A 24,717-nucleotide genomic window follows, 5' to 3' on the forward strand; every position below is an offset into this window, starting at 1 on the left:
GTAATGATTCAGGACACCCGTCCCAGGGCGCGTTTTACCGGGCCAAAACTGCGCCGATGGTGTTCGGTTGCGCCATGTTCAGCCAGCCTCTCCAGGTGGAAAGGTGTGGGATATCCCTTATGCTGGGCGAAACCATACTGAGGGTAAGTGAGATCCAGCGCGGCCATTTCGGCGTCGCGTGTCACTTTGGCAATAATAGAAGCTGCGCTAATTTCTGCGACCCGGCTATCGCCTTTGACCACTGCCATTGAAGGCATGGGCAATGCCGGACAGCGGTTGCCGTCAATCAGGACATATTCAGGGGAAATTTTCAGCCCCGCCACCGCACGCTGCATCGCCAGCATCGTGGCATGCAAAATATTCAGCTCGTCTATCTCATGCGGTTCAGCACGCCCGAGGCTCCAGGCCAGCGCTTTCTCCTGAATCTCACTAAACAGCGCCAGCCGGCGCTTTTCAGACAATTTTTTTGAGTCATTCAGCCCGACGATCGGCCGAGCCGGATCGAGGATCACCGCAGCGGTCACCACGGCTCCCACTAACGGACCACGACCCACTTCGTCCACACCCGCCACAAGGTGGGTGTGAGGATAAACAAATTCCATCATTTTGCTAACTCCAGCACCGCATCGGCCGCTTGCTCATCAGCATTACAGCGGATCAGTTGATGCAGTTCGCGGAAGGTATCGTGCATCTGGTGGCTGGTTTTACCGTTGGCGAGCAGCGGCAGCAGGGCCTCCGCCAGCGCCTGTGGCTGGCATTCATCCTGCAGGAGCTCTTTCACCAGCTCGCGACCCGCAAGCAGGTTTGGCAGGGAGACGTAATCTGTTTTCACCAGACGTTTTGCCAGCCAGAAGGTAAACGGCTTCATGCGGTAACCGACCACCATCGGGCATTTCGCCAGCATACACTCCAGCGCCGCCGTGCCGGAGGCCAGCAGTGCGGCATCGCTCGCATACATCGCTTCCCGCCCCTGCCCGTCCAGAAGACGGACGTGAAGATCCGGGGCGACGTCAGCTTTGATGCGCTCAAACTGCTCGCGGCGTTTGGCATTCACCAGCGGCACGACCACTTCAAGATCGGGATAGGTCTGGCGAAGAATTTGCGCAGTCTTAAGAAAATCGGCGCTCAGCATCTCAACTTCTGCGCCACGGCTGCCTGGCAGTAAGGCCAGACAGTGCACATCATGCGGGATGCCCAGCGCGTCGCGCGCCGCGTTTTTATCCGGATCCAGTGGCATCGCATCCGCCATGGTATGACCGATAAAACGGCACGGAACATTAAATCTGTCGTAAAACGCTTTTTCGAAAGGCAGGAAAGCCAGCACCAGGTGGGTGGACCGTCCGATTTTGAAAACGCGTTTCTGTCGCCACGCCCAGACGGACGGACTGACGTAGTGAATCGTTTTAATGCCCTGCTTTTTCAGGTTCCCTTCGAGGGTAATGTTGAAATCAGGTGCATCGATACCGACAAACACATCGGGTTTGAGTTCGGTAAAGCGGCGGGTGAGATCGGCACGGATGTGCAGCAAACGGCGTAACCGTCCCAGCACCTCAACGATCCCCATCACGGCCAACTCTTCCATTTCATACCAGGCCTCACAGCCTTCGGCCTGCATCAGCGGGCCAGCAACACCGACGAAGCGAGCATTGGGTACGCGAGCCTTAAGCGCACGGATGAGACCGGCACCAAGAATATCGCCGGAGGTTTCTCCGGCGACCAGGGCTATCGTAAGCGGACGACTGTCGACCATTAACGAATCAGACCCCTTGTTGAACGGTCAAAGAACTCCATGAACGCGTCCACTTCCGGGTGCTTTTTCGCCAGTTCGGCAATTTCCGGCTTCGCCTCTTCCAGCGTTTTACCGCTACGGTACAGCAGTTTGTACGCGTTGCGGATGGCAGTAATCGCTTCGCGACTAAAACCACGACGCTTGAGGCCTTCGATGTTCACGCCAAACGGCGTGGCATGGTTGCCCTGCGCAATCACATACGGTGGGACGTCCTGCGCCACACCGGAGCATCCGCCGACCATCACGTGCGCACCAATGATGCAGAACTGATGGACTGCGGTCATGCCGCCAATAATTGCGAAGTCATCAACTGATACGTGTCCTGCCAGCGTGGCATTGTTGGCAAGGATACAGCGGTCACCCACGGTACAGTCGTGCGCGATATGCGCATTCACCATAAACAGGTTATCGCTGCCCACCTTCGTCAACCCACCACCCTGTACTGTTCCACGATGAATGGTGACGCTTTCGCGAATACGGTTACGATCGCCGATTTCCACACGGGTCGACTCACCAGCATATTTCAGATCCTGGTTAACTTCGCCGATGGAGGCGAACTGATAGATCTCGTTATTGCAGCCAATGGTCGTGTGACCATTCACCACAACGTGAGATTTCAGTACTGTACCCTCACCAATTTCGACATGGGGTCCAACAATACAAAACGGGCCAATGTGGGCGTTAGCACCAACGATGGCACCCGTTTCCACAATGGCGGTAGGATGAATAAAGGCGGATTTATCAATCACGTATCAGGACTCCCGGCTACGAGCACACATCATCGTCGCTTCGCAAACAACTTTACCGTCAACCAGCGCTACGCCTTTGAAGCGAGTCAGGCCACGACGCGTTTTTTCAAAAGTGACTTCCATGATCATCTGATCACCAGGCACGACAGGGCGCTTAAAGCGCGCTTCGTCAATACCCGCGAAGTAATACAGCTCACCGGGTTCCAGTTTACCGACGCTTTTAAACGCCAGAATACCGGTAGCCTGAGCCATCGCTTCCAGAATCAACACACCCGGGAAGATAGGTTTACCAGGGAAGTGCCCCTGGAAGAACGGCTCATTCACGGAAACATTTTTCACTGCGCGCAGAAAACGACCTTCTTCAAAATCCAGCACACGGTCTACCAGCAGAAACGGGTAGCGGTGCGGCAGAAGTTCTAAAATCTCTTCAATATGCAGAGTATGAGTGTCAGTAGTCAAAATACTCTTCCTGTCAAAATGTACTGATAACAATAATAACACGGCCTGCCGGTTTATTAGAAAGCCGACAGGCCGGGAAAAATAGCGTTAAACGGATGACGCTTAGTCTTGTTGATCGATCTTGCGCTCAAGGGACTTGAGGCGCTTGCTCATATCATCAATGTTCATCACCAGAGCTGCTGTTTTACGCCATACTTTGTTGGGCTGGAGCGGAATGCCAGAGGAATAGACGCCAGGTTCAGTGATAGGACGCATTACCATGCCCATTCCCGTCACGGTCACCTTGTCGCAGATTTCCATATGGCCATTAATCACGCTCGCACCGCCAATCATGCAATAACGGCCAATTTTCAGGCTGCCCGCCATGATGACGCCACCCGCAACCGCGGTATTGTCGCCAATCACAACGTTATGCGCAATCTGGCACTGGTTATCGATGATAACACCATTGCCAATGATCGTGTCGTCAAGCGCGCCACGGTCAATGGTGGTACAGGCGCCGATCTCCACGCGATCGCCAATAATAACGCGACCAAGCTGCGGGATCTTAACCCAGTTACCGCGATCGTTAGCGTAACCAAAGCCATCAGAACCAATCACGGTGCTGGACTGGACGAGGCAGTTTTCGCCAATTTCAACGTCATGGTATACGGACACATTCGCCCATAAACGGGTCCCGGCGCCGATTTTCGTATTTTTCCCAACGAAGCAGCCCGGGCCAATGACGACGTTATCGCCCAGCTCGACGCCGGATTCGATAACCGCATTCGCACCAACGGCGACGTTGTTACCCAGCCTGGCCGTCTCATCAATCGCTGCGCTGGCAGCAATGTTCTGGGCCGGTTGCGGCGTGGTATCAAGAATTTGAGCCATGCGTGCATACGTCAGGTAGGGGTTTTTCACTACCAGCGCGCTTACAGTGGCAAATGGAAGATCGTCCTGCGTCAGAACAACAGCTGACGCCTGGCATTGAGCCAGTTGCTCACGGTACTTAGGGCTTACCATGAAGGTAATCGTGCCAGCTTTAGCAGATTGCATGGACGCAACAGCGGTGATGACGATATCGCCATCACCGTGTAATTCTGCATCCAACTGCTGAGCTAAATCAGCCAGTCGAATTGAAGGCATTACTTATTTAACCTGTTTCAGAACGTCAGCAGTGATGTCTTTAACATCTTTGCTGTTGAAAGCGACGGCGTTCGCATCAACAACCAGATCGATGCTCTGATCGGCAGCCACTGCTTTAACAGCGGTCTGAATGCGAGTCACCAGCTTGCCGCGTTCTTCGTTAGAACGACGCTGACGATCCTGCTCGAAAGCCTGCGCTTTCTGGGAGAACGCCTGGCGCTGAGCCATTACGTCTTTTTCCAGCTTGCTGCGGTCGCTTGCCTTCATGGTAGAACCATCACGCTGCAGACGCTGCATTTTGGACTGAAGATCGTTTTCCATACCCTGCAGTTCGCTTGCACGGCCTTTGAATTCGTTTTCCAGCGTCGCAGAAACACCTGTTTTCTGTGCAACCTGCTGGAACAAATTACCCATGTTGACGATTGCAATTTTGTCTGCTGCCTGAGCAGAAGTTGCCATCGCTAAACCGAGACCTGCAGCTAATAACCACTTTTTCACAATTAACTCCTTACCATCCCATTGGCACCAGAAGGTACCGTTCTTTGCGTGGCAAGGCGACCGTTTTACCGATCGCCAGTTGTCAGCGCTACACTGCCAACGCATTCCTTTGCAGCGGATTATTACCAGGTTTTACCAATGTTAAACTGGAATTGCTCCGCTTTGTCTCCATCATATTTCTTAAACGGCTGGGCGTAAGAGAAGACCAACGGCCCCAGCGGTGACATCCATTGTAATGCGATACCGGCAGACATGCGAATATTGCTCGGATCGCTGTAGTCAGGAACGCCAGCTGCACGCATCTGGGCAGTGTTCTCCCAGTTGGTATCCCACACCGTACCCGCATCCCAGAAGAAGGATGTACGGACGGAGTTCGCATATTTATCACTAATAAACGGCGTTGGCGTGATGAACTCCAGGCTCGCCACGGCCATAGCGTTACCGCCGACTGCGTCATCAGAACTACAGACTTCTGATGAGGAAGACTTATCGCAGTTATCTTTGTCGTTCCCGCCGTAGTAAACCGCTTTCGGACCAATGTTGTTGGACTGGAAGCCACGAACGGTACTGGAACCACCGGCATAGAAGTTTTCATAGAACGGCATCTCTTTGCCGCCTAAACCATCACCATAACCCCAACGGGTACGACCCAGAACCACCCACTTGTGATCGTCATCGATCGGGAAGTAGGACGCAGTATCGAGCGTCACCTTATAGAACTCGTTATCGGAACCCGGGACGGTAATTTTACCGTTCAGGTTGACGCGAGAACCTTCCGTTGGGAAGTAACCACGGTCGAGACGGTTATAGGTCCAGCCGTAGTTGAAGGTGAAGTCATCCGCAGCGAAACCGTTGTTATCGCTGTTTTTGCTCGCCGACTGACCGATAGAGTCCAGATAACGCCACATGGCCACCTGCGGTTGCATATTGGACAGGTCGTTATGCACGTAACCTAAGCCCGCTCGCAGGGTGTTGTATTCGTTAATCGGGAAGCCAAGCGTTCCGTCCACACCGTAACTCTTGTTGGTGTAGGAGGACAGATCCGCATCGTCGGCTTTAAAGTCGTTATAGAAGATACGACCGCCCAGGCTCACACCGTCAACGGTGAAATATGGGTTCGTTACAGAGAACTCAGAGTAGGTCTGATAGTCGTTTTTGGTACCGTTAATTCCAACAGAGTAACCCGTACCCAGCCAGTTATCCTGCTGCACGCCAACCTGGAAGCTGACGCCGCTTTCAGTACCGTAGCCCACACCAAAGTTAAAGCTACCGGTGTTACGCTCTTTCACTTTATAAACGACATCAACCTGATCCGGGCTGCCCGGTACGCGCTGGGTATCAGTATCAACCGTTTCAAAATAGCCCAGACGGTTCAGACGCTCTTTACCCTGATCAACGAGATCGCTACCTAACCATGCGCCTTCCATCTGACGCATTTCGCGACGCAGAACGGAGTCTTTGGAGGTGTCGTTACCGACGAAGCGGATCTTACGCACGTAGAAACGGTTACCCGCGTCAACATTCACGTGCAGCTTAACGGTTTTATCCGCGTCATTGATTTCCGGCTGAGTCTGTACGCGCGGATAGGCATAACCATAGCGGCCGAGCAGCTTCTTAATGCTGTCTTCCATTTTGGTGACTTTGGATCCGCTATAGAGATCGCCTGGCTGAATTTTGGTCAGCGATTCGATTTCAGCAGAATGCCCCGCCAGGTTACCGCTCACCTCAACACCCGAAAGCTTGTACTGATCGCCTTCCGTGATGTTGATCGTAATGTAGATGCCTTTCTTGTCCGGCGTCAGACTCACCTGCGTCGAGTCGATGTTGAAACGCGCGTAACCACGATCCAGATAGTAGCTGCGCAGGGTTTCAAGGTCGCCCGCCAGTTTCTGTTTCTGGTATTTGCGATCGCCCACCACGTTCCACCACGGCACTTCATCGCGCAGCTGGAAGGTGGAGATCAGTTCGTCGGTGCTGAACGCGTGGTTACCAACAATGTTGATCTGCTGGATCTTCGCAGAGACACCTTCCTGGAAGACCAGCTTCAGGTCAACACGGTTACGCGGCAGCGGAGTCACAACCGCTTTCACGCTGGCGCTGTATTTACCGACGCTGTAGTAGAAGTCTTCCAGACCTTTTTCAATGTCTGAAAGGGTTGTGCGGTCCAGAGACTCACCCACACGAACACCGGATGCTTCAAGGTTTTGCTTGAGCATGTCATCTTTCACCGACTTGTTGCCGGAGAAAGTGATACTGGCGATCGTTGGACGTTCTTTTACCTGTACCAGCAGGGTATCACCATCACGCAGGACGCGGACATCCTCGAAGTTGCCGGTGGCAAACAGAGCACGGATGGTATTACTGATATCATCATCATTAACCGTATCGCCGGGGCGCACAGGCATACTGAGGAGGGCCGCACCAACGGCGACACGCTGAAGGCCTTCGAAATGAATGTTTTTCACTACGAACCCGTCAGCACCGTATACGGTGGCGCTGCTAAACAGCAGCGACGCTATGAGCAACTTTTTCATCGCCATCGTTATTATGCGTTCTTCCTAACTAACTCTCTTACAACCGAGAGAAATCATTGAAAAGTGCAAGCCCCATTAACAGCACCAGCAAAATCGAGCCAATGCGATAACTAAAGTCTTGAACTCGCTCGGATACCGGCCCGCCTTTTAGCTTTTCAATCGCTAAAAACAGCAGATGACCCCCGTCTAAAACGGGAAGCGGGAACAGGTTGATTATCCCAAGGTTCACGCTAATGAGCGCGAGGAACATGAGATAGTAAATCACCCCGAATTCCGCTGACATCCCAGCCCCCTGGGCAATCGAAATTGGCCCACTGAGGTTGTTCAGTTTCACATCACCGGTTATCAATTTCCCCAACATGTTGACCGTCAGCTTCATCAGTTGCCATGTTTTATCCGTGGCTTCAAGGATGGCGCTGAACGGCCCATACTGGCGTATTGTCTTGTACTCATCTGGCAGCGGGATCACTTTTGGCACAACGCCTGCAAACCCTTCTGCCTTCTTGCCGACCGACTTCGTATCCGGGATCAGCGTCAGCGAAAGCGGACTGCCCTGCCTTTCAACTTCCAGCGCGAGAGACGTACCCGGATTATCGCGCACCAGAGTAACAAAGGTCATCCACTCTGTTAATGGTTGACCATCGACTTTAACGATCCTGTCGCCTGCTTGCAAACCCGCTTTGCTCGCCGCCGAGTTTGCCTGTACTTCGGCTAATACCGGCTCGATCTGCGCGCCGCGCGGACGAATGCCCAGCGCAGCGACGGGATCCTCTTTGTCTGGCTCGAAACGCCATTGACGTAAATCGAGCACTTTGTCCTGACGGGCGTCTGACCCAAATGGCGATACGCTGATGGTGGTCTGCGGATCGCCAATTTTAGCAACCAGCTGCAGTCGCACGGCATCCCAATCAGGGGTTTCGATGCCATCAATCGCTTTAAGTTCCATCCCGGATGTAATTTGCGCACTCGCCGCGATGGAGTTGGGGGCAATGTCACCTACTACCGGACGCACGCCAGGGACGCCGATGATAAACACCAGCCAGTAAGCGAAAATTGCAAAGATGAAGTTGGCTACCGGTCCGGCAGCGATGATGGCGGCGCGTTGTCCAACGGTTTTATTGTTGAATGCGCTGTGTCGCAGTTCAGGCGCGACAGGCTCGACGCGTTCGTCGAGCATTTTGACGTAGCCACCCAGCGGGATAAGGGCGATGACAAATTGCGTACCGTGGCGGTCGGTGCGCGTCCAGAGTGATTTACCAAAACCGATGGAAAATCGCTCTACGCGCACGCCACAGCGGCGAGCAACCCAGAAATGGCCAAATTCATGCACGGTAATCAGTACACCCAGTGCAACTATGAACGCCGCCAGATTCCAGAGAATGCTCAGCATAAAACCTTCCGTTAAATCGTCCCGAATACCAGTAAAAGCAAACACGCAAACACTGGAACAGCCGCTGTCAGGCTATCAATGCGATCCAGTATACCGCCATGCCCTGGAATCAGGTGTCCACTGTCCTTAATCCCTGCTTCACGCTTGAACATACTTTCGGTTAAATCACCGAGCACGGAGGCAAGCGCAGCAAAAATCGAGCACACCAGCAGTATTGATGGTGCCACTTCAAGATTCGCCCAGACGCCGTAGCCCCAGGAGATGATCGCGGCCGTAAACAAACCGCCGATAAATCCTTGCCAGGTTTTGCCCGGAGAAACCTTCGGTGCCAGCTTATGTTTGCCAAACAGTTTACCAAACATATAGGCCCCGGAGTCAGCCCCCCAGACGAGAATCATCACATAAAGCAGCCAGATCGCACCGCTGTAGTGGTTTTCGTCGTAGTGCCAGGCGCGCAGCGCAACCATACCCCAGAAAAAAGGAATAATAGTGAGCAAACCAAAAATCAGTCGCAGCACTTTTGAATGACGCCACAACGCCGCGGAGCCGGGATAAAACAGCACCAGCAACAGCGCGGCAACCCACCAGGCCAACGATATCCACAAGGAACCAGCCACCAGAGGCTGATGAATATCATGATGATATTCAGGCAACGTGAACAGCATTACGGCCAGAATAAAGCCACAAAGTACCGCAAGCCATACTCGCTGCGTACGCGAGGTAAAGCCGCTAAACTGTCCCCATTCCCACGCGGCGAGCATGCACACCACCAGCGTAACAATAGCGAATCCCACCGGGGGCAGCAAAAACAGCGCCGCAATGACAATGGGTATTAATACAAAAGCGGAAATCAGGCGATACTTCAGCAAAAGCTACCCCCATCAGGCGTTGTCGCCACCAGGCTCGGTGCCGCCGAAACGACGCTCTCGATTGGCAAAGGCATGCAGCGCACCTTCAAAGTCTTGTTCATCAAAATCGGGCCAAAGAACATCTGTAAAGTAAAGTTCGGCATAGGCAATTTGCCATATCAAAAAGTTACTTATGCGATGTTCTCCCCCTGTCCTAATTACTAAATCCACAGGTGCCAGTTCATTCATGCAGATTTGCTTGCTCAGCGCTTCTTCATCAATTTGGTCGGGTCTCAACAGCCCTTCCTGAACCTGTTCGGCGAGATGCCGAACGCCCTGGATAATATCCCAGCGTCCGCCGTAATTCGCCGCAATATTCAGCGTCAGACCGGTATTATTTTCAGTCAGCGCCTCTGCTTTACGAATCCGTTCCTGCAAACGTGAGTTAAAACGACTGGTATCGCCAATGATACGCAGGCGGACGTTGTGGCGGTGCAGGCTTTTTACTTCGCTGTCTAGCGCCCACACAAACAATTCCATCAACGCAGTCACTTCCTGCAGCGGTCGATTCCAGTTTTCACTGCTAAAAGCATAGAGCGTTAACGCATCAATGCCGTTATTGGCGGCAAAAGAAACGGCGCGGCGAACGGATTTCGCCCCAGCTTTATGCCCAAAGGCTCGTATCTTCCCTTGTCTTTTCGCCCAGCGGCCATTGCCATCCATAATGATTGCTACATGACGGCAGCCATGAGCTGGCAAGTTTTCGCTTATTGGTTGATTCGCAGACAACATAACGCGTTTTTTGTCCCTGAAAAGGATTTAACGGTACTCAGGAATACTGAAGCCGATACATAAAAAAGCCGTGTCAAACCACGGCTCACCTGACCACGTAAAGTCAAATACCTGCGATCAGGTGGCGCAGACTATATCACTGAAGCCCAACGCTAACAAATAGCACGACGACTAGTGGTTGCTTTATCACCAGCTTGCGAGACGTGTCACCTGTTGGCGCGCAATATTACGCGCAGCTGCATCCACCGTTAGCACCTCTTCCACGCTCTGTGGTTCGCGCAAATCCATCATCTCCAGTACCGATAAATTTAACGCCGCAATATCGGTAAAACGAATTTGCTGATTCAGAAATGCTTCAACGGTAATTTCATTGGCTGCATTCAGTGCCGTTGTCGCCGCCTGCCCCTGGTCAAAGGCCGTCATTGCAAGCTTCAGACAAGGGTAGCGGTCGTAGTCTGGTTCACTGAACGTCAGGGAACTTAGCTTGCAGAAATCAAGCGGCTTCACGCCGGACTTCACTCGATTCGGCCACGCCATGGAATGGGCAATCGGCGTACGCATATCCGGTTCGCCCAGCTGCGCCAGCACGCTGCCATCCTGATAACGCACCATCGAATGAATCACCGATTGCGGGTGAATCAGTACTTCCATCTGTTTCGCTGACGCATTAAACAGCCAGCGCGCTTCAATGTATTCCAGACCTTTGTTCATCATGGTGGCAGAGTCAACGGAGATTTTACGCCCCATTGACCAGTTCGGATGACGGCACGCCTGATCCGGCGTCATCGCACGCAGTTCAGACAGTGGCGTTTCACGGAACGGGCCACCAGACCCGGTAAGCAGAATCGACACGACGCCATTCTGCTCCAGGTCAGCGTACCCCAGGTTCTGTTGAAAAGGTTGCGGTAAACTCTGAAAAATCGCGTTGTGCTCGCTGTCGACGGGCAAAAGACGCGCGCCGCGCTGCTTCACCGCCTCCATGAACAGGCGTCCGCAGGTGACCAGCGACTCTTTATTGGCCAGCAGAACGTCCTTACCGGCATCAATCGCGGCAAGCGTCGGCAATAATCCTGCCGCCCCGACAATGGCCGCCATCACCTGATCCACCTCATCCAGCGCCGCCATCTCGCAGGCCGCCTGTTGGCCACTCAGCACCTCGGTTCGACTGCCCTTCTCAAGCAGCTGTGCTTTCAGCAGGCGCGCGCTCTCTTCGTCATCCATCACCGCATAGCGGGGCGTAAACTCCAGGCACTGCTCAACCATTCGCTGCACATTCTTACCGGCCACCAGCGCTGTCACGGTGTAAAGTTCAGGATTATGGCGAACAACGTCGAGAGTGCTGCAACCAATAGAGCCGGTTGAGCCAAGGAGTGTTAAATGCTTCATGAGATGCCCGAAAAGTTAGACCAGATAAAAGCAAAACGCCGCCAGCAAGACCCAAAGTCCCTCTGAACGGCGTTTATCAGTGTACGACAGAAATCAGAACTGCATCAGTTCCGCTTCTTTATCTGCCAGCGCCGCATCAATTTTCTTGATGGCAGCGTCAGTCATTTTCTGAATGTCGTCCTGAGAACGACGATCGTCATCTTCACTGATCTCTTTTTCTTTCAGCAGCGCTTTTACTTTATCATTCGCGTCGCGACGGACGTTACGCACGGATACACGACCCTGCTCAGCTTCGCCACGTACCACTTTGATCAGGTCTTTACGACGCTCTTCGGTCAGCGGTGGCAGTGGAACGCGGATGTCAGCCCCCGCAGAGCTTGGGTTCAGACCGAGGTCAGACGCCATGATCGCTTTCTCAACCGCCGGGCCCATAGAACGATCGAATACGTTGATTTTCAGCGTACGGGTATCTTCTACCGTCACGCTCGCCAGCTGACGCAGAGGGGTTGGCGTACCGTAGTACTCTACGATGATGCCATCCAGCAGGCTTGGGGAAGCACGGCCAGTACGGATTTTGCTGATTTGGGTTTTGAACGCTTCTACGCATTTTTCCATGCGTACTTCAGCATCTTTTCTGATGTCGTTAATCACGTTACGAATCCTTGAAAACTTGTCTCAGGCAGACTATCCGCCAGCACAGCGCTACAGGTGTGCTAAGTATAGTCGCGTTTAATTCATGACAACGCCAAAGGCGCGCCCGGGTAAGATACCACTACAAAATAAAGCGGAATCTTACCTGTATTTATCGTCAACGGAAATTATTCCGTGATCAAAGTGCCTTCTTTTTCGCCCATGACCACGCGACGCAGTGCGCCAGGTTTGTTCATGTTGAAGACACGAATTGGCAATTTGTGGTCGCGAGCCAGCGTGAAGGCGGCAAGATCCATCACTTTCAGCTCTTTATCCAGCACTTCGCTGTAGCTCAGCTGATCGTACATGGTGGCAGAAGGATCTTTTGCCGGGTCGGCAGTAAACACGCCATCGACTTTGGTCGCTTTCAGTACCACATCAGCTTCGATCTCGATACCGCGCAGGCAGGCAGCGGAATCGGTCGTAAAGAACGGGTTACCCGTACCGGCGGAGAGGATCACCACGCGGTTGTTGCGCAGCAGGCTGATAGCTTCTGCCCAGCTGTAATTATCGCATACGCCATTCAGGGGGATCGCGGACATCAGGCGGGCGTTCACATAGGCGCGATGGAGCGCATCACGCATCGCCAGGCCATTCATCACGGTTGCCAGCATACCCATGTGGTCGCCCACAACGCGGTTCATCCCCGCTTTCGCCAGACCAGCACCACGGAAAAGGTTGCCACCGCCAATGACCACGCCAACCTGGATGCCCAGTTCGACCAGTTCTTTGATTTCCTGTGCCATGCGATCAAGGATGCTTGCGTCAATACCGAAGCCTTCCGATCCCTGCAGCGCTTCGCCACTCAGCTTAAGCAGAATGCGTTTGTACACGGGTTTTGCATTGGTAGCCATGTTTCTTTCCTGAGACTGTCAACGATTAAGATGGGGGTTAATTCTGGCGACATGATATGCCGCAAATCAGTACAGCGATACTGGAGCCTGTCTGATTTCCTGTGACGGGTGACAAAAAGAAGCCGCCCTCAGGCGGCTCCTTTTCAATCATTAAGACTGCTTGGACATTGCAGCAACTTCTGCTGCGAAGTCAGTCTCAACTTTCTCGATGCCTTCGCCCACTTCGAAGCGGATGAAGCCAGTTACGTCAGCGTTGTGCTCTTTCAGCAGCTGAGCAACAGACTTGCTTGGGTCCATTACGAATGGCTGGCCAGTCAGAGAAACTTCGCCGGTGAATTTCTTCATGCGGCCTTCAACCATTTTCTCTGCGATTTCTTTTGGTTTACCAGACTGCATCGCGATGTCCAGCTGAACCTGGTACTCTTTCTCTACCACTTCAGCAGACACGTCTTCTGGCTTAACGAATTCTGGCTTGCTTGCAGCGATGTGCATTGCCAGCTGTTTAACCAGCTCTTCGTCAGCGCCTTTAGCCGCAACCAGAACACCGATACGAGCACCGTGCTGGTAAGAACCCAGAACGTCGCCTTCCAGAGAAGCAACGCGACGGATGTTGATGTTCTCACCGATTTTAGCAACCAGCGCAACACGCTCTTCTTCGAACTGTGCTTTCAGAACTTCAACGTCAGTGATTTTGCCAGCAACCGCTGCGTCCAGAACTTTGTTAGCAAATGCCTGGAAACCACCATCTTTAGCAACGAAGTCAGTCTGGCAGTTAACTTCCAGAATGATGCCGTAGGTGCCGTCGATCTTAGTGATGATCACGCCGTCAGCAGCAACGTTGCCTGCTTTTTTAGCTGCTTTGATCGCACCGGATTTACGCATGTTTTCGATTGCCAGCTCGATGTCGCCGTTCGCTTCAGTCAGCGCTTTTTTGCAATCCATCATGCCTGCGCCAGTACGCTCGCGCAGCTCTTTTACCAGGGATGCGGTAATTTCAGCCATTCTTAAATCCTCGGGAGATGTGAACTGCCCGGCCGGGGGCCAAACAGTGTAAATTGAAAAAAGGGGCCGGTAATGGGCCCCTATTCATACACGGTACTAATAAGGGGTAAAACCTTATTATTCAGCTTCTACGAAGCTTTCTTCCGCCTGAGAAGCCAGATCCTGGGAACGGCCTTCACGAACGGTAGCAGCTACAGCGCTCAGGTACAGGCTAACAGCACGGATTGCGTCGTCGTTACCCGGGATAACGAAGTCAACACCGTCCGGATCGGAGTTGGTATCAACGATAGCGAATACCGGGATACCCAGGTTGTTAGCTTCTTTGATAGCGATGTGCTCGTGGTCTGCATCGATTACGAACAGCGCGTCTGGCAGGCCGCCCATATCTTTGATACCGCCCAGGCTGTTTTCCAGCTTGTCCAGTTCACGAGTGCGCATCAGCGCTTCTTTCTTAGTCAGCTTGTCGAAAGTACCGTCCTGAGACTGGGTTTCCAGATCTTTCAGGCGCTTGATGGACTGACGAACAGTTTTCCAGTTGGTCAGCATGCCGCCCAACCAGCGATGGTTCACGAAGAACTGGTCGCAGCTGTTAGCAGCATCTTTCACAGCTTCGCTTGCAGCGCGCTTAGTACCAACGAACAGAATCTTACCTTTACGGGAAGAGATCTTGTTCAGCTCAGCCAGGGCTTCGTTGAACATTGGTACAGTTTTCTCAAGGTTGATGATGTGAACTTTGTTACGTGCGCCGAAGATGAAAGGCTTCATTTTCGGGTTCCAGTAACGGGTCTGGTGACCAAAGTGAACACCAGCCTTGAGCATGTCGCGCATGGAAACAGTTGCCATGTTTAAAACCTCTATATTGAAAGTTGGGGTTATGCCTCCACGTATCCCATATTACCGACCCCGAAGGGCACCCCGGAATATGTGCCGATACGTGTGTGTTGTTACACAAAGTGAGATTTGTCGCTCCCGTCCAGACTGTGTATCTGAGATGGATCGGAAGTCCGGCGCGCTTTATACCACAAAACACGACCAGAAACCAACAGTTGTTGGCGGAGTGTGCTGTTAATGATTCTCAATTTGGCACGGAGCGTGCCTGACTGATACCATTGACGACACTTAGACTAGTATTGTCGAAAAAATCGACACCGATGGACAGATTACATGGCTATCTCTATTAAGACACCTGAAGAAATTGAAAAGATGCGCGTCGCCGGTCGTCTGGCCGCGGAAGTGCTGGAAATGATCGAGCCGTTCGTGAAGCCGGGCGTCAGCACGGGTGAACTGGACCGCATCTGTAACGACTATATCGTGAACGAGCAGCACGCGGTTTCCGCCTGCCTCGGCTACCACGGTTTCCCGAAATCCGTCTGCATCTCTATTAATGAAGTGGTGTGCCACGGCATTCCTGACGATGAAAAACTGCTGAAAGACGGCGATATCGTCAACATCGACGTGACCGTCATTAAAGACGAGTACCACGGTGACACCTCAAAAATGTTCATCGTTGGCAAGCCGACCATCCTGGGCGAGCGCCTGTGCAAAGTCACCCAGGACAGCCTCTACCTGGCGCTGAAAATGGTGAAGCCGGGTATTCGCCTGCGTACTATCGGCGCCGCAATTCAGAAATTTGTGGAAGCGGAAGGGTTCTCCGTGGTGCGCGAATACTGCGGTCACGGTATTGGCCGCGTCTTCCATGAAGAGCCGCAGGTTCTGCACTACGATGCAGACGACGGCGGCGTTGTGCTGCAAAAGGGCATGACCTTCACCATCGAGCCAATGGTCAACGCCGGTGACTACCGCATCCGCACCATGAAAGACGGCTGGACGGTGAAAACCAAAGACAGAAGCTTGTCTGCCCAGTACGAGCATACTATTGTGGTAACAGACAACGGCTGCGAAATTATGACGTTGCGCAAGGATGACACCATCCCGGCGATACTGACGAACATTGAGTGATAAGAAGCCGGCAAATGCCGGCTTTTTTAATGGCGATAGCTTTTTCTTATGGGTGGCGCACGATGAGTAATCTTTTACCCGAACAGTATGCTAACACAGCCCTTCCCACCCTCCCCGACCAGCCCGATAACCCGGGCGTCTGGCCGCCGCACGAGCTGACCTGCGCGCATATTAAAGCCCATATGGATGTTTTCCATCGCTGGCTGGGTAGCGCGTTCGATGCAGGCGTATCTGCCGAGCAGCTCATTGAGGCGCGCACCGAGTTTATCGACCAGCTCCTGCAGCGTCTGTGGATCGACTACGGTTTCGGGCAGGTTAGCGACATCGCGCTGGTTGCCGTCGGGGGCTATGGCCGCGGTGAGCTGCATCCGCTTTCCGATATCGATCTCCTGATCCTAAGCCGCAAAAAGCTGCCGGACGAACAGGCGCAAAAAATCGGCGAGCTTCTGACCCTGCTCTGGGACGTGAAGCTGGAAGTCGGCCACAGCGTTCGCACCCTGGAAGAGTGTCTGCTGGAAGGGCTATCGGACCTGACCGTCGCCACCAACCTGATTGAAACCCGTCTGCTGATTGGCGACGTCGCGCTGTTCCTGGAGCTGCAAAAACACATCTTCAGCGACGGCTTCTGGCCGTCAGAAAAGTTCTTCGCCGCGAAAGTCGAGGAGCAAAACCAGCGCCACCAGCGCTACCACGGCACCAGCTATAACCTTGAGCCCGATATTAAAAGCAGCCCCGGCGGCCTGCGCGACATCCACACGTTACAGTGGGTCGCCCGTCGCCATTTCGGCGCCACCTCGCTGGACGAGATGGTTGGCTTCGGCTTTTTAACCGAGGCGGAGCGTAACGAGCTCAACGAGTGTTTGCACCTGCTGTGGCGCATCCGCTTTGCCCTGCATCTGGAGGTCACCCGCTACGATAACCGTCTGCTGTTTGACCGCCAGCTCAGCGTGGCGCAGCGCCTGAATTACCAGGGCGAAGGTAACGAGCCGGTTGAGCAGATGATGAAGGATTTCTTCCGCGTCACCCGCCGGGTCACCGAGCTGAACCAGATGCTGTTGCAGCTGTTCGACGAGGCCATTCTGGCCCTGACTGCCGACGAAAAGCCGCGCCCGATTGACGATGAATTCCAGCTGCGCGGCACGCTTATCGATCTGCGCGACGAAACGCTGTTTATCCGCGAGCCGGAAGCGATCCTGCGGATGTTCTACACCATGGTGCGCAACAGCACCATCACCGGGATCTACTCCACCACCCTGCGCCATCTGCGCCACGCGCGCCGCCATCTGACGCAGCCTTTGTGTTACATCCCGGAAGCGCGCTCGCTGTTCCTGAGCATGCTCCGCCACCCGGGTGCCGTCAGCCGCGGGCTGCTGCCGATGCACCGCCACAGCGTGCTGTGGGCCTATATGCCGCAGTGGTCGCACATCGTCGGGCAGATGCAGTTCGACCTGTTCCACGCCTACACGGTGGATGAACACACCATCCGCGTGATGCTCAAGCTGGAGAGCTTTGCCAAAGAAGAGACGCGCTCCCGCCACCCGCTGTGCGTCGAGCTGTGGCCGCGCCTGACCCATCCGGAACTGATCCTGATTGCCGCCCTGTTCCACGACATCGCCAAAGGCCGCGGCGGTGACCACTCGGTACTGGGCGCGCAGGACGTGCTGAAATTTGCCGAGCTGCACGGCCTCAACTCACGTGAAACGCAGCTGGTGGCCTGGCTGGTGCGCCATCACCTGCTGATGTCGGTCACCGCGCAGCGTCGGGACATTCAGGACCCGGAAGTCATTAAGCAGTTCGCGGAAGAAGTTCAGACGGAAAACCGCCTGCGCTATCTGGTCTGCCTGACGGTGGCGGATATTTGCGCCACCAACGAAACCCTGTGGAACAGCTGGAAGCAGAGCCTGCTGCGCGAACTGTACTTCGCCACCGAAAAACAGCTGCGTCGCGGGATGCAGAACACGCCGGACATGCGCGAGCGCGTGCGTCACCACCAGCTTCAGGCGCTGGCGCTGCTGCGGATGGATAACATTGATGAAGAGGCGCTACATCAGATTTGGGCTCGCTGCCGCGCCAACTATTTTGTCCGCCACAGCCCAAACCAGCTGGCGTGGCACGCGCGGCATCTGCTCAAGCACGATCTGTCCCAGCCGATGATCCTGCTAAGCCCGCAGGCCACGCGCGGCGGAACGGAGATTTTCATCTGGAGCCCGGACCGGCCTTATCTGTTTGCTGCCGTCTGTGCCGAGCTGGACAGACGTAACCTGAGCGTGCATGACGCGCAGATTTTCACCACCCGCGACGGTATGGCCATGGACACCTTTATCGTGCTGGAGCCGGACGGCAGCCCGCTGTCGTCGGACAGGCATGAAGGGATACGTTTTGGTCTGGAGCAGGCGATTACCCAGCGCAGCTGGCAGCCCCCGCAGCCGCGTCGCCAGCCGGCAAAATTGCGCCACTTTACCGTGGATACCGAGGTCAATTTCCTGCCGACCCACACCGATCGTAAATCGTTCCTGGAGCTGATCGCGCTCGACCAGCCAGGGCTGCTCGCCCGCGTCGGCCAGGTTTTTGCCGATCTGGGAATTTCGCTTCATGGGGCCCGAATTACAACGATTGGCGAGCGAGTAGAAGATTTATTTATAATCGCCACCGCCGACCGGCGTGCCCTTAATAATGACCTGCAGCTTGAAGTGCAACAACGGTTGACAGCAGCCCTCAATCCAAACGATAAAGGGTGATATGTTTTTTAGTGAAATGGAAAGAGTAAACAATGCAGCAGTTACAGAACGTTATTGAGTCCGCTTTTGAGCGTCGCGCCGAGATTACCCCGGCAAATGTGGATACCGTGACCCGTGAAGCGGTAAACCAGGTGATTTCCCTGCTGGATTCCGGCGCACTGCGCGTGGCAGAAAAAATCGACGGTCAGTGGGTCACTCATCAATGGCTGAAGAAAGCCGTGCTGCTCTCTTTCCGCATCAACGATAACCAGGTTATCGACGGAGCAGAAAGCCGCTACTTCGATAAAGTGCCAATGAAGTTCGCTGACTACGACGAAGCGCGTTTCCAGAAAGAAGGTTTCCGCGTGGTGCCGCCTGCGGCGGTGCGTCAGGGTGCCTTCATCGCACGCAACACCGTGCTGATGCCATCCTACGTGAACATCGGTGCCTACGTTGATGAAGGCACCATGGTGGATACGTGGGCAACGGTTGGTTCCTGCGCACAGATCGGGAAAAACGTTCACCTGTCCGGCGGCGTGGGCATCGGCGGTGTTCTGGAGCCACTGCAGGCTAACCCAACCATCATCGAAGATAACTGCTTCATCGGCGCGCGTTCAGAAGTGGTGGAAGGCGTGATCGTGGAAGAAGGTTCCGTGATCTCCATGGGCGTTTACATCGGCCAGAGCACCCGTATTTACGACCGTGAAACCGGTGAAGTGCATTACGGTCGCGTTCCGGCGGGCTCCGTGGTGGTTTCCGGCAACCTGCCGTCCAAAGATGGCAAATACAGCCTGTACTGTGCGGTTATCGTGAAGAAAGTGGATGCGAAAACGCGCGGTAAAGTGGGCATCAACGAATTGCTGCGCACCATCGATTAATCGGGTATAACAAAAAGCGGGGGCAACCCCGCTTTTTTTATATCTGAGGGTGGCGAAAATAGATTTTTTCGTTAATTATTCAAAGGTTATGTTGAGATCAAGGGTACCGCTATGTACGATAATCTGAAAAGTCTGGGCATTACCAATCCTGATGAAATTGATCGTTACAGCCTCCGCCAGGAAGCCAATAACGATATTTTGAAAATCTATTTTCACAAGGACAAAGGAGAGTTTTTCGCCAAAAGCGTGAAGTTTAAATACCCACGCCAGCGTAAGACCGTTGTTGCTGACGGTGTAGGACAGGGATACAAAGAAGTACAGGAAATCAGCCCTAACCTGCGCTATGTGATCGATGAACTCGATCAGATCTGCCAGCGCGACCGCACCGAAGTCGATCTCAAGCGCAAGATCCTTGACGACCTGCGTCACCTTGAAAGCGTTGTTACCAATAAGATCAGCGAGATTGAAGCGGATCTTGAGAAGTTAACCCGCAACAAATAAGCCGTTTTATTGCCCGGTGGCGCTTCGCTTACCGGGCCTACGAACGCATGTAGGCCGGGTAAGGCGAAGCCGCCCCCCGGCAAACAGCATCATCTCTGTTCATCCAACTGCAGCGCCACATACAGCAGCAGCCTGTCATCGAAATTTCCCAGATCTAACCCCGTCAGCTCTGAAATTCGATTTAACCGATACTCCAGGGTATTGCGCTGGATAAACAGCGCTTTTGACGTCGCCAGCGGCTGCACGTTATGACGGAACCACGCCTGCAGCGTCCGGCGCAGCAGGCCGTTATTGTCCATGGCTTTCAGGCGCGCCAGTGGCCGCGCCAGCTCATTGGCCTGCCAGCCACCGCGCAGGCTGTCGAGCAGCACCGGCAGCATCAGGTCCTGATAAAAATAGCTGCGGCTCTCCGGCATTCGCTGCTTGCCCACCATCATGGTGGTGCGCGCGGTTCGCCACGAGCGGGCGATACTGCCCGGCCCGGTAAAGTAGTTGCCCAGCGCAACGCGAAAACGCAGCTGACCATTCTCTTTCATACGGGAAATTAACTGCTCCACGCGACGGCGATGATCGTCCGCATCCCAGCGGCCAAACGCATTGAGCGCCGGTTTGAGCACCACCATCTCCGTCAGAGAGACGATCGCCACCAGGTTATCGCGCTCCGGCGTCGCCAGTGCATTTTGCAGCTGCTGCAGCTCGGCCATCGCGCTGTCTACGCCCAGCTGGCCGCTGTCAACCTCAATGACCGCCACCACGCGCGGCTGGTTCAGATCGATCCCCAGACGCTGGGCCCATTCACTGAGCGCAGGCGTATGCTCCTCTGCCTGAATAAGGTTCATCACCAGCTCTTCGCGCAGGCGGCTGTCCTGAGCCAGCAGGTGCATCAGCCGCGACTGCTCCAGCATCATCTCCGCCGTCATGCAGACCAGCTCACCGTATTTTCGCAGTGACTCAGGCTCGCCGGTGAGGCCGATGACCCCCACAATCTCGCCTTCAAGGCGCAGCGGTAAATTGATGCCCTGACGGACGCCGTGCAGGTGTTTCGCTACCGCATCGTCGATATCGACCACGCGCCCCTGGGAGAGCACCAGCAGCGCGCCTTCGTGCAATTCCCCAATACGCTCGCGATCGCCACTGCCAATAATGCGCCCGCGGGCATCCATTACGTTGATATTGGTATCAATGATGCGCATGGTGCGCGCCACAATATCCTGCGCCATTTTGGTATCAAGATGCCAGCCAGCCATAGAACCCTCCCGTGAGCAGAGCTCAAGCATAGGGAAGTTCAGCGACGCCTGCATTGTGCAGATGCACAAAGAGAGAGGAAGAAGTGTGGACTTGTGTGAAAGGTCACAGAAACGAGGAAAGCCCCTGCGAACAGGGGCTTCAGAGGATTACTGCATCAGCAGGTAAATAGAGGTGTCACCACGCTGGATATTGAGCGCCAGCACGGAAGGTTTGCTGTCGAGGATCTTACGCAGTTCAGCGATGTTTTTCACCGGCTGCTGGTTAGCGCCCATGATCACATCGCCTTTTTTCAGGCCAATACGGGCTGCCGGTGAATTCGCCTTCACGTTATTCACCACTACGCCTTTATCTGCGCCTTTGTTGCTCATCTCGGCACCTTCAATACCGCTGAAGATGGTGCTGGAGTCCACCTGATTCTGGCTGCTCTGCTGCAGCTCCAGGCTGACGTTAACCGCCTTGCCGTCGCGCAGCAGGCCGAGGGTGACTTTACTGCCAATCGGCATGGAACCCACTTCCGCACGCAGGGCAGCAAAGCTGCTGATCGGTTTACCGTTCAGGGAGGTGATCACATCCCCCGCTTTAATGCCCGCTTTCGCGGCAGAGGAGTTCGGCATCACCTGGCTGACGAATGCCCCGCGCTGGGCGTCAACTTTCATTGCCTTAGCCAGTTCGGAGTTCAGTTCCGTACCCAGGATACCCAGCTCACCGCGTTTCACCTGGCCATACTGCACCATCTGCGCGGTCAGGTTTTTCACCATGTTACTTGGGATAGCAAAGCCGATCCCGATGTTGCCGCCGTCAGGTGCCAGGATAGCGGTGTTGATACCGATCAGCTCGCCGTTCAGGTTCACCAGCGCACCGCCGGAGTTACCGCGGTTGATCGCTGCATCCGTCTGGATGAAGTTTTCATAGTTTTCGGCATTGAGGCCGCTACGGCCCAGTGCAGAGACGATACCCGAGGTCACGGTTTCACCCAGACCGAACGGGTTACCGATCGCCACGGTATAGTCGCCAACGCGCAGCGCGTCGGAGTCGGCAATTTTAATCGCCGTCAGGTTTTTCGGATCCTGAATCTGGATCAGCGCGATGTCGGAGCGCGGATCTTTGCCGACCACTTTGGCGTCAAACTTACGGCCATCGCTCAGCTGAACCTTAATGCTGCTCGCGTTATCAACAACGTGGTTGTTGGTGACGACATAGCCTTTCGCTGCATCAATGATTACCCCCGAGCCAAGCGCCATGAATTTCTGTTGCTGGCCGCCGCCCTGGCTGTCATCCCCTGCGCCACCGCCCTGACAGAACGGAGAGCTCTGGAATGGCGAACCGTCCTGGCAGAACGGCGAGTTGTCGCCGAAGAACTGCTGGAAGTTACGCGGCATGCGCGGCGTATTGACGGTCGTGCTACCCTCAACGTTAATACTCACCACCGATGGCATCACTTTCTCGAGCATCGGTGCCAGGCTTGGCATCTGCTGCGCGGTTGCTGCCGACGACGCGGTCTCGGCTGCAGTAGCAGTCAGAGGAGACAGCGCTAAACCTAAACTCAGAGCCAGTGCACTCATTGCTAATGTGGTTTTTTTCATGTTTCTCAATCTCGATTTACAGGTAACGCAAAATTGCTGTGTAACTCAGATTCGTTTTATACCGCTTAGTTCCGGCGATAAGTTTATGGAAAAGGTAAAAATTTATTGGCCGTCTTTACAAAACTCCGGGTTATTCCACCGCCATCAGCTTGCGATATTCATCCCAGGCATACAAATCCGTCATGCCGCTGATATAGTCCTGGATAAGACGGCAGCGGTAATAATATTCCATCACCGGCCACTGCGGTGACTGGCGATCCAGCTTGCCAATCGCTTCGACATACGCCAGACGGTGTCGGGTAGAAAGTTTTTGATAAAGTCGTGATTCAATGGGAATACGGCGCACGCGCTCGTGTTCTACCAGCTCGCTGAATTCGTCGACCGACAGCTGGAGCAGCGGAGCATAAATTTCCAGTAACCCACTGATCACCCTATATCCCTGCAGCTCTAACTGTTCGACATCCGGATGGCTGAATACATGCCGCATCGCCACATGTTTATAAAGCTCGAGGAGCTGGCTGAAACTGCTGTCATCTTCCAGCAGGGCGTGGTTGAATTCCCCGCTGAAAATCAGCGGCAAATTATCAATAAAGCGTGACGCCGCGTACGGCACCAGCTTATTTAATGTATTGACCCGCAAATACATAAAGAACTGGTCTTCCGTACTGCGGCTTAATGTATTTGAGCGCGATTTTTCCCAGGCATTTTCGACAACCTGCGCAAACAGCGAGCCTTTTTCATGGGTGCCCCAGGCCGTATAAAGATGCTGATAAAGCTCCTCGACGCTGAAAATTCTTTTCTCAACGGCGTCTTCCAGATCGGCCACGCAATAGGAAATATCATCGGCGGCTTCCATAATCCAGGTCAATGGAAAACGGCCGTTTGGCGTCAATGAAAGTTCTTTACGTAACCGTTCAATATAAGCCTCTTCGGAAAGGTAATAGCCCGGTTTTTTCATTAAATAACTGTGGGACGCGGGCGTCTCCCCCATCCACCACGCGGGGCGCGTATATTTAAGAATGCAGCCGACCTGCGCCCAGGTCAGGTTCATACGCATCAGGGAATGCACCAGCCGGATCCCCTGCGCGTTACCCTCAAAGTGACAGAGGTCCTGGCGCACCTTGCGGCGCAGATCGTTCAGCCCCTCTTCACCTTCACGCAGGCGTAAATCGCGTACGATGCAGCGGTCGTCGCTCAGCGGCTGGCTTACCGCATCCGAAGGGTAAAGCCGTTGCTTAAACCAGTCATTGATAGCCGCCTCTCCAAAGTGACCGAAAGGCGGGTTGCCGATGTCATGCATCAGGCAGGCCATCTCAACGATGCTCTCAAAAGGCCCCGTCAGCTCGTCCAGACCATAGGTTTCCAGTAAGCGCTGCTCTTTGAGACGGCTTAAAATCTCTTTGGCGATGTAGCGCCCGACCTGCTGCACCTCCATGGAGTGGGTTAAGCGCGTGCGCACCGCGGCGTTACGCTCCAGCGGAAAGACCTGGGTCTTTTGCTGCAGACGGCGGATGGCGGGCGAGTTAATGATCCGCCCGCGATCACTTTCGAAGATACGCAGAATCTCATGTTCGCTCTTGTCGCCCTGCGGCGAACGGAAACGTCGGTGCCAGTTAATTTTAGTGCGAAAATCGATTGGTGACATGTGCTCCCCCGCGTGAGAATGCGTTTCCCCTTAACCGCATGATAGACTATGCATCTTAACAAGGCAC

The 24,717-nt window shown here is 54.1% G+C and carries 22 protein-coding genes; 4 read left to right on the forward strand and 18 right to left on the reverse strand.

The features are described from left to right. Positions 1 to 8: 8 nt before the first annotated feature. The 15 genes from rnhB to rpsB all read right to left on the reverse strand — a co-directional run bounded on the left by rnhB (position 9) and on the right by rpsB (position 14,962). A complete protein-coding gene (gene rnhB / locus N6P30_RS01915) occupies positions 9 to 605 on the reverse strand; it encodes a ribonuclease HII (RefSeq protein WP_008501897.1) in 597 nt (198 codons plus the stop codon). Beyond that, entirely contained in the window at positions 602 to 1,750 is a 1,149-nt protein-coding gene (lpxB, locus tag N6P30_RS01920; RefSeq protein WP_023293232.1) for a lipid-A-disaccharide synthase, read from the reverse strand. Before lpxB ends, rnhB begins: the two co-directional genes overlap by 4 nt. Beyond that, complete coding sequence (gene lpxA, locus N6P30_RS01925) at positions 1,750 to 2,538, reverse strand: acyl-ACP--UDP-N-acetylglucosamine O-acyltransferase (RefSeq protein ID WP_008501899.1); 789 nt, start codon at positions 2,536 to 2,538, stop codon at positions 1,750 to 1,752. The genes lpxB and lpxA overlap by 1 nt, the downstream gene beginning before the upstream one ends. 3 nt (positions 2,539 to 2,541) lie before the next feature. Beyond that, on the reverse strand, positions 2,542 to 2,997 hold the full coding sequence (gene fabZ / locus N6P30_RS01930; protein ID WP_010426706.1) for a 3-hydroxyacyl-ACP dehydratase FabZ: 456 nt from the start codon (positions 2,995 to 2,997) through the stop codon (positions 2,542 to 2,544). A gap of 102 nt (positions 2,998 to 3,099) precedes the next feature. Next, positions 3,100 to 4,125: a UDP-3-O-(3-hydroxymyristoyl)glucosamine N-acyltransferase gene (gene lpxD, locus N6P30_RS01935; RefSeq protein WP_008501901.1), complete on the reverse strand. Its 1,026-nt coding sequence runs from the start codon at positions 4,123 to 4,125 to the stop codon at positions 3,100 to 3,102. 3 nt (positions 4,126 to 4,128) lie between these two features. Beyond that, the gene (gene skp / locus N6P30_RS01940; protein WP_008501902.1) at positions 4,129 to 4,623 is read right to left on the reverse strand and encodes a molecular chaperone Skp; all 495 of its coding nucleotides are present in this window, start codon (positions 4,621 to 4,623) and stop codon (positions 4,129 to 4,131) included. A gap of 122 nt (positions 4,624 to 4,745) precedes the next feature. Further along, positions 4,746 to 7,163, reverse strand: coding sequence for an outer membrane protein assembly factor BamA (gene bamA, locus N6P30_RS01945; protein WP_023293233.1), 2,418 nt, complete (start codon positions 7,161 to 7,163; stop codon positions 4,746 to 4,748). Between the two features lie 31 nt (positions 7,164 to 7,194). Then, positions 7,195 to 8,547, reverse strand: a complete 1,353-nt coding sequence (gene rseP / locus N6P30_RS01950; protein WP_008501905.1) for a sigma E protease regulator RseP — start codon at positions 8,545 to 8,547, stop codon at positions 7,195 to 7,197. 11 nt (positions 8,548 to 8,558) lie between these two features. Next, entirely contained in the window at positions 8,559 to 9,416 is an 858-nt protein-coding gene (cdsA, locus tag N6P30_RS01955; protein ID WP_008501906.1) for a phosphatidate cytidylyltransferase, read from the reverse strand. A 12-nt stretch (positions 9,417 to 9,428) separates the two neighbouring features. Beyond that, the gene (gene ispU, locus N6P30_RS01960; RefSeq protein ID WP_021240487.1) at positions 9,429 to 10,187 is read right to left on the reverse strand and encodes a (2E,6E)-farnesyl-diphosphate-specific ditrans,polycis-undecaprenyl-diphosphate synthase; all 759 of its coding nucleotides are present in this window, start codon (positions 10,185 to 10,187) and stop codon (positions 9,429 to 9,431) included. A gap of 186 nt (positions 10,188 to 10,373) precedes the next feature. Beyond that, positions 10,374 to 11,573, reverse strand: coding sequence for a 1-deoxy-D-xylulose-5-phosphate reductoisomerase (gene ispC / locus N6P30_RS01965; protein WP_008501908.1), 1,200 nt, complete (start codon positions 11,571 to 11,573; stop codon positions 10,374 to 10,376). Positions 11,574 to 11,666: 93 nt separating this feature from the next. Next, complete coding sequence (gene frr / locus N6P30_RS01970) at positions 11,667 to 12,224, reverse strand: ribosome recycling factor (RefSeq protein ID WP_008501909.1); 558 nt, start codon at positions 12,222 to 12,224, stop codon at positions 11,667 to 11,669. Between the two features lie 167 nt (positions 12,225 to 12,391). Next, on the reverse strand, positions 12,392 to 13,117 hold the full coding sequence (pyrH, locus tag N6P30_RS01975; protein ID WP_008501910.1) for a UMP kinase: 726 nt from the start codon (positions 13,115 to 13,117) through the stop codon (positions 12,392 to 12,394). Between the two features lie 150 nt (positions 13,118 to 13,267). Further along, positions 13,268 to 14,119, reverse strand: a complete 852-nt coding sequence (tsf, locus tag N6P30_RS01980; protein ID WP_014830708.1) for a translation elongation factor Ts — start codon at positions 14,117 to 14,119, stop codon at positions 13,268 to 13,270. Between the two features lie 117 nt (positions 14,120 to 14,236). Next, positions 14,237 to 14,962, reverse strand: a complete 726-nt coding sequence (gene rpsB / locus N6P30_RS01985) for a 30S ribosomal protein S2 (protein WP_003856207.1) — start codon at positions 14,960 to 14,962, stop codon at positions 14,237 to 14,239. Positions 14,963 to 15,283: 321 nt separating this feature from the next. On the opposite strand from rpsB, the gene map reads away from it, so the two are divergent. The 4 genes from map (at position 15,284) to N6P30_RS02005 (ending at position 20,174) form a co-directional block, all read left to right on the forward strand. Then, positions 15,284 to 16,078, forward strand: coding sequence for a type I methionyl aminopeptidase (gene map / locus N6P30_RS01990; protein WP_008501913.1), 795 nt, complete (start codon positions 15,284 to 15,286; stop codon positions 16,076 to 16,078). Positions 16,079 to 16,140: 62 nt separating this feature from the next. Further along, positions 16,141 to 18,816 carry a bifunctional uridylyltransferase/uridylyl-removing protein GlnD gene (gene glnD, locus N6P30_RS01995; protein ID WP_023293234.1) on the forward strand — a complete coding sequence of 892 codons (2,676 nt, stop codon included), beginning with the start codon at positions 16,141 to 16,143 and terminating at the stop codon, positions 18,814 to 18,816. Positions 18,817 to 18,848: 32 nt separating this feature from the next. Continuing rightward, the gene (gene dapD / locus N6P30_RS02000; protein WP_008501915.1) at positions 18,849 to 19,673 is read left to right on the forward strand and encodes a 2,3,4,5-tetrahydropyridine-2,6-dicarboxylate N-succinyltransferase; all 825 of its coding nucleotides are present in this window, start codon (positions 18,849 to 18,851) and stop codon (positions 19,671 to 19,673) included. A 111-nt stretch (positions 19,674 to 19,784) separates the two neighbouring features. Next, positions 19,785 to 20,174, forward strand: a complete 390-nt coding sequence (locus N6P30_RS02005; RefSeq protein ID WP_008501916.1) for a DUF3461 family protein — start codon at positions 19,785 to 19,787, stop codon at positions 20,172 to 20,174. Positions 20,175 to 20,263: 89 nt separating this feature from the next. On the opposite strand, the gene cdaR is transcribed toward N6P30_RS02005, so the two are convergent. The 3 genes from cdaR to dgt all read right to left on the reverse strand — a co-directional run bounded on the left by cdaR (position 20,264) and on the right by dgt (position 24,650). Beyond that, the gene (gene cdaR, locus N6P30_RS02010; RefSeq protein ID WP_023293235.1) at positions 20,264 to 21,421 is read right to left on the reverse strand and encodes a DNA-binding transcriptional regulator CdaR; all 1,158 of its coding nucleotides are present in this window, start codon (positions 21,419 to 21,421) and stop codon (positions 20,264 to 20,266) included. Between the two features lie 147 nt (positions 21,422 to 21,568). Next, on the reverse strand, positions 21,569 to 23,005 hold the full coding sequence (gene degP / locus N6P30_RS02015; protein ID WP_008501918.1) for a serine endoprotease DegP: 1,437 nt from the start codon (positions 23,003 to 23,005) through the stop codon (positions 21,569 to 21,571). A 130-nt stretch (positions 23,006 to 23,135) separates the two neighbouring features. After that, positions 23,136 to 24,650 carry a dGTPase gene (gene dgt / locus N6P30_RS02020; RefSeq protein ID WP_008501919.1) on the reverse strand — a complete coding sequence of 505 codons (1,515 nt, stop codon included), beginning with the start codon at positions 24,648 to 24,650 and terminating at the stop codon, positions 23,136 to 23,138. Positions 24,651 to 24,717: the final 67 nt, after the last annotated feature.

Source organism: Enterobacter sp. PL1 (assembly GCF_945957325.1).
Taxonomy (GTDB): domain Bacteria; phylum Pseudomonadota; class Gammaproteobacteria; order Enterobacterales; family Enterobacteriaceae; genus Enterobacter; species Enterobacter roggenkampii.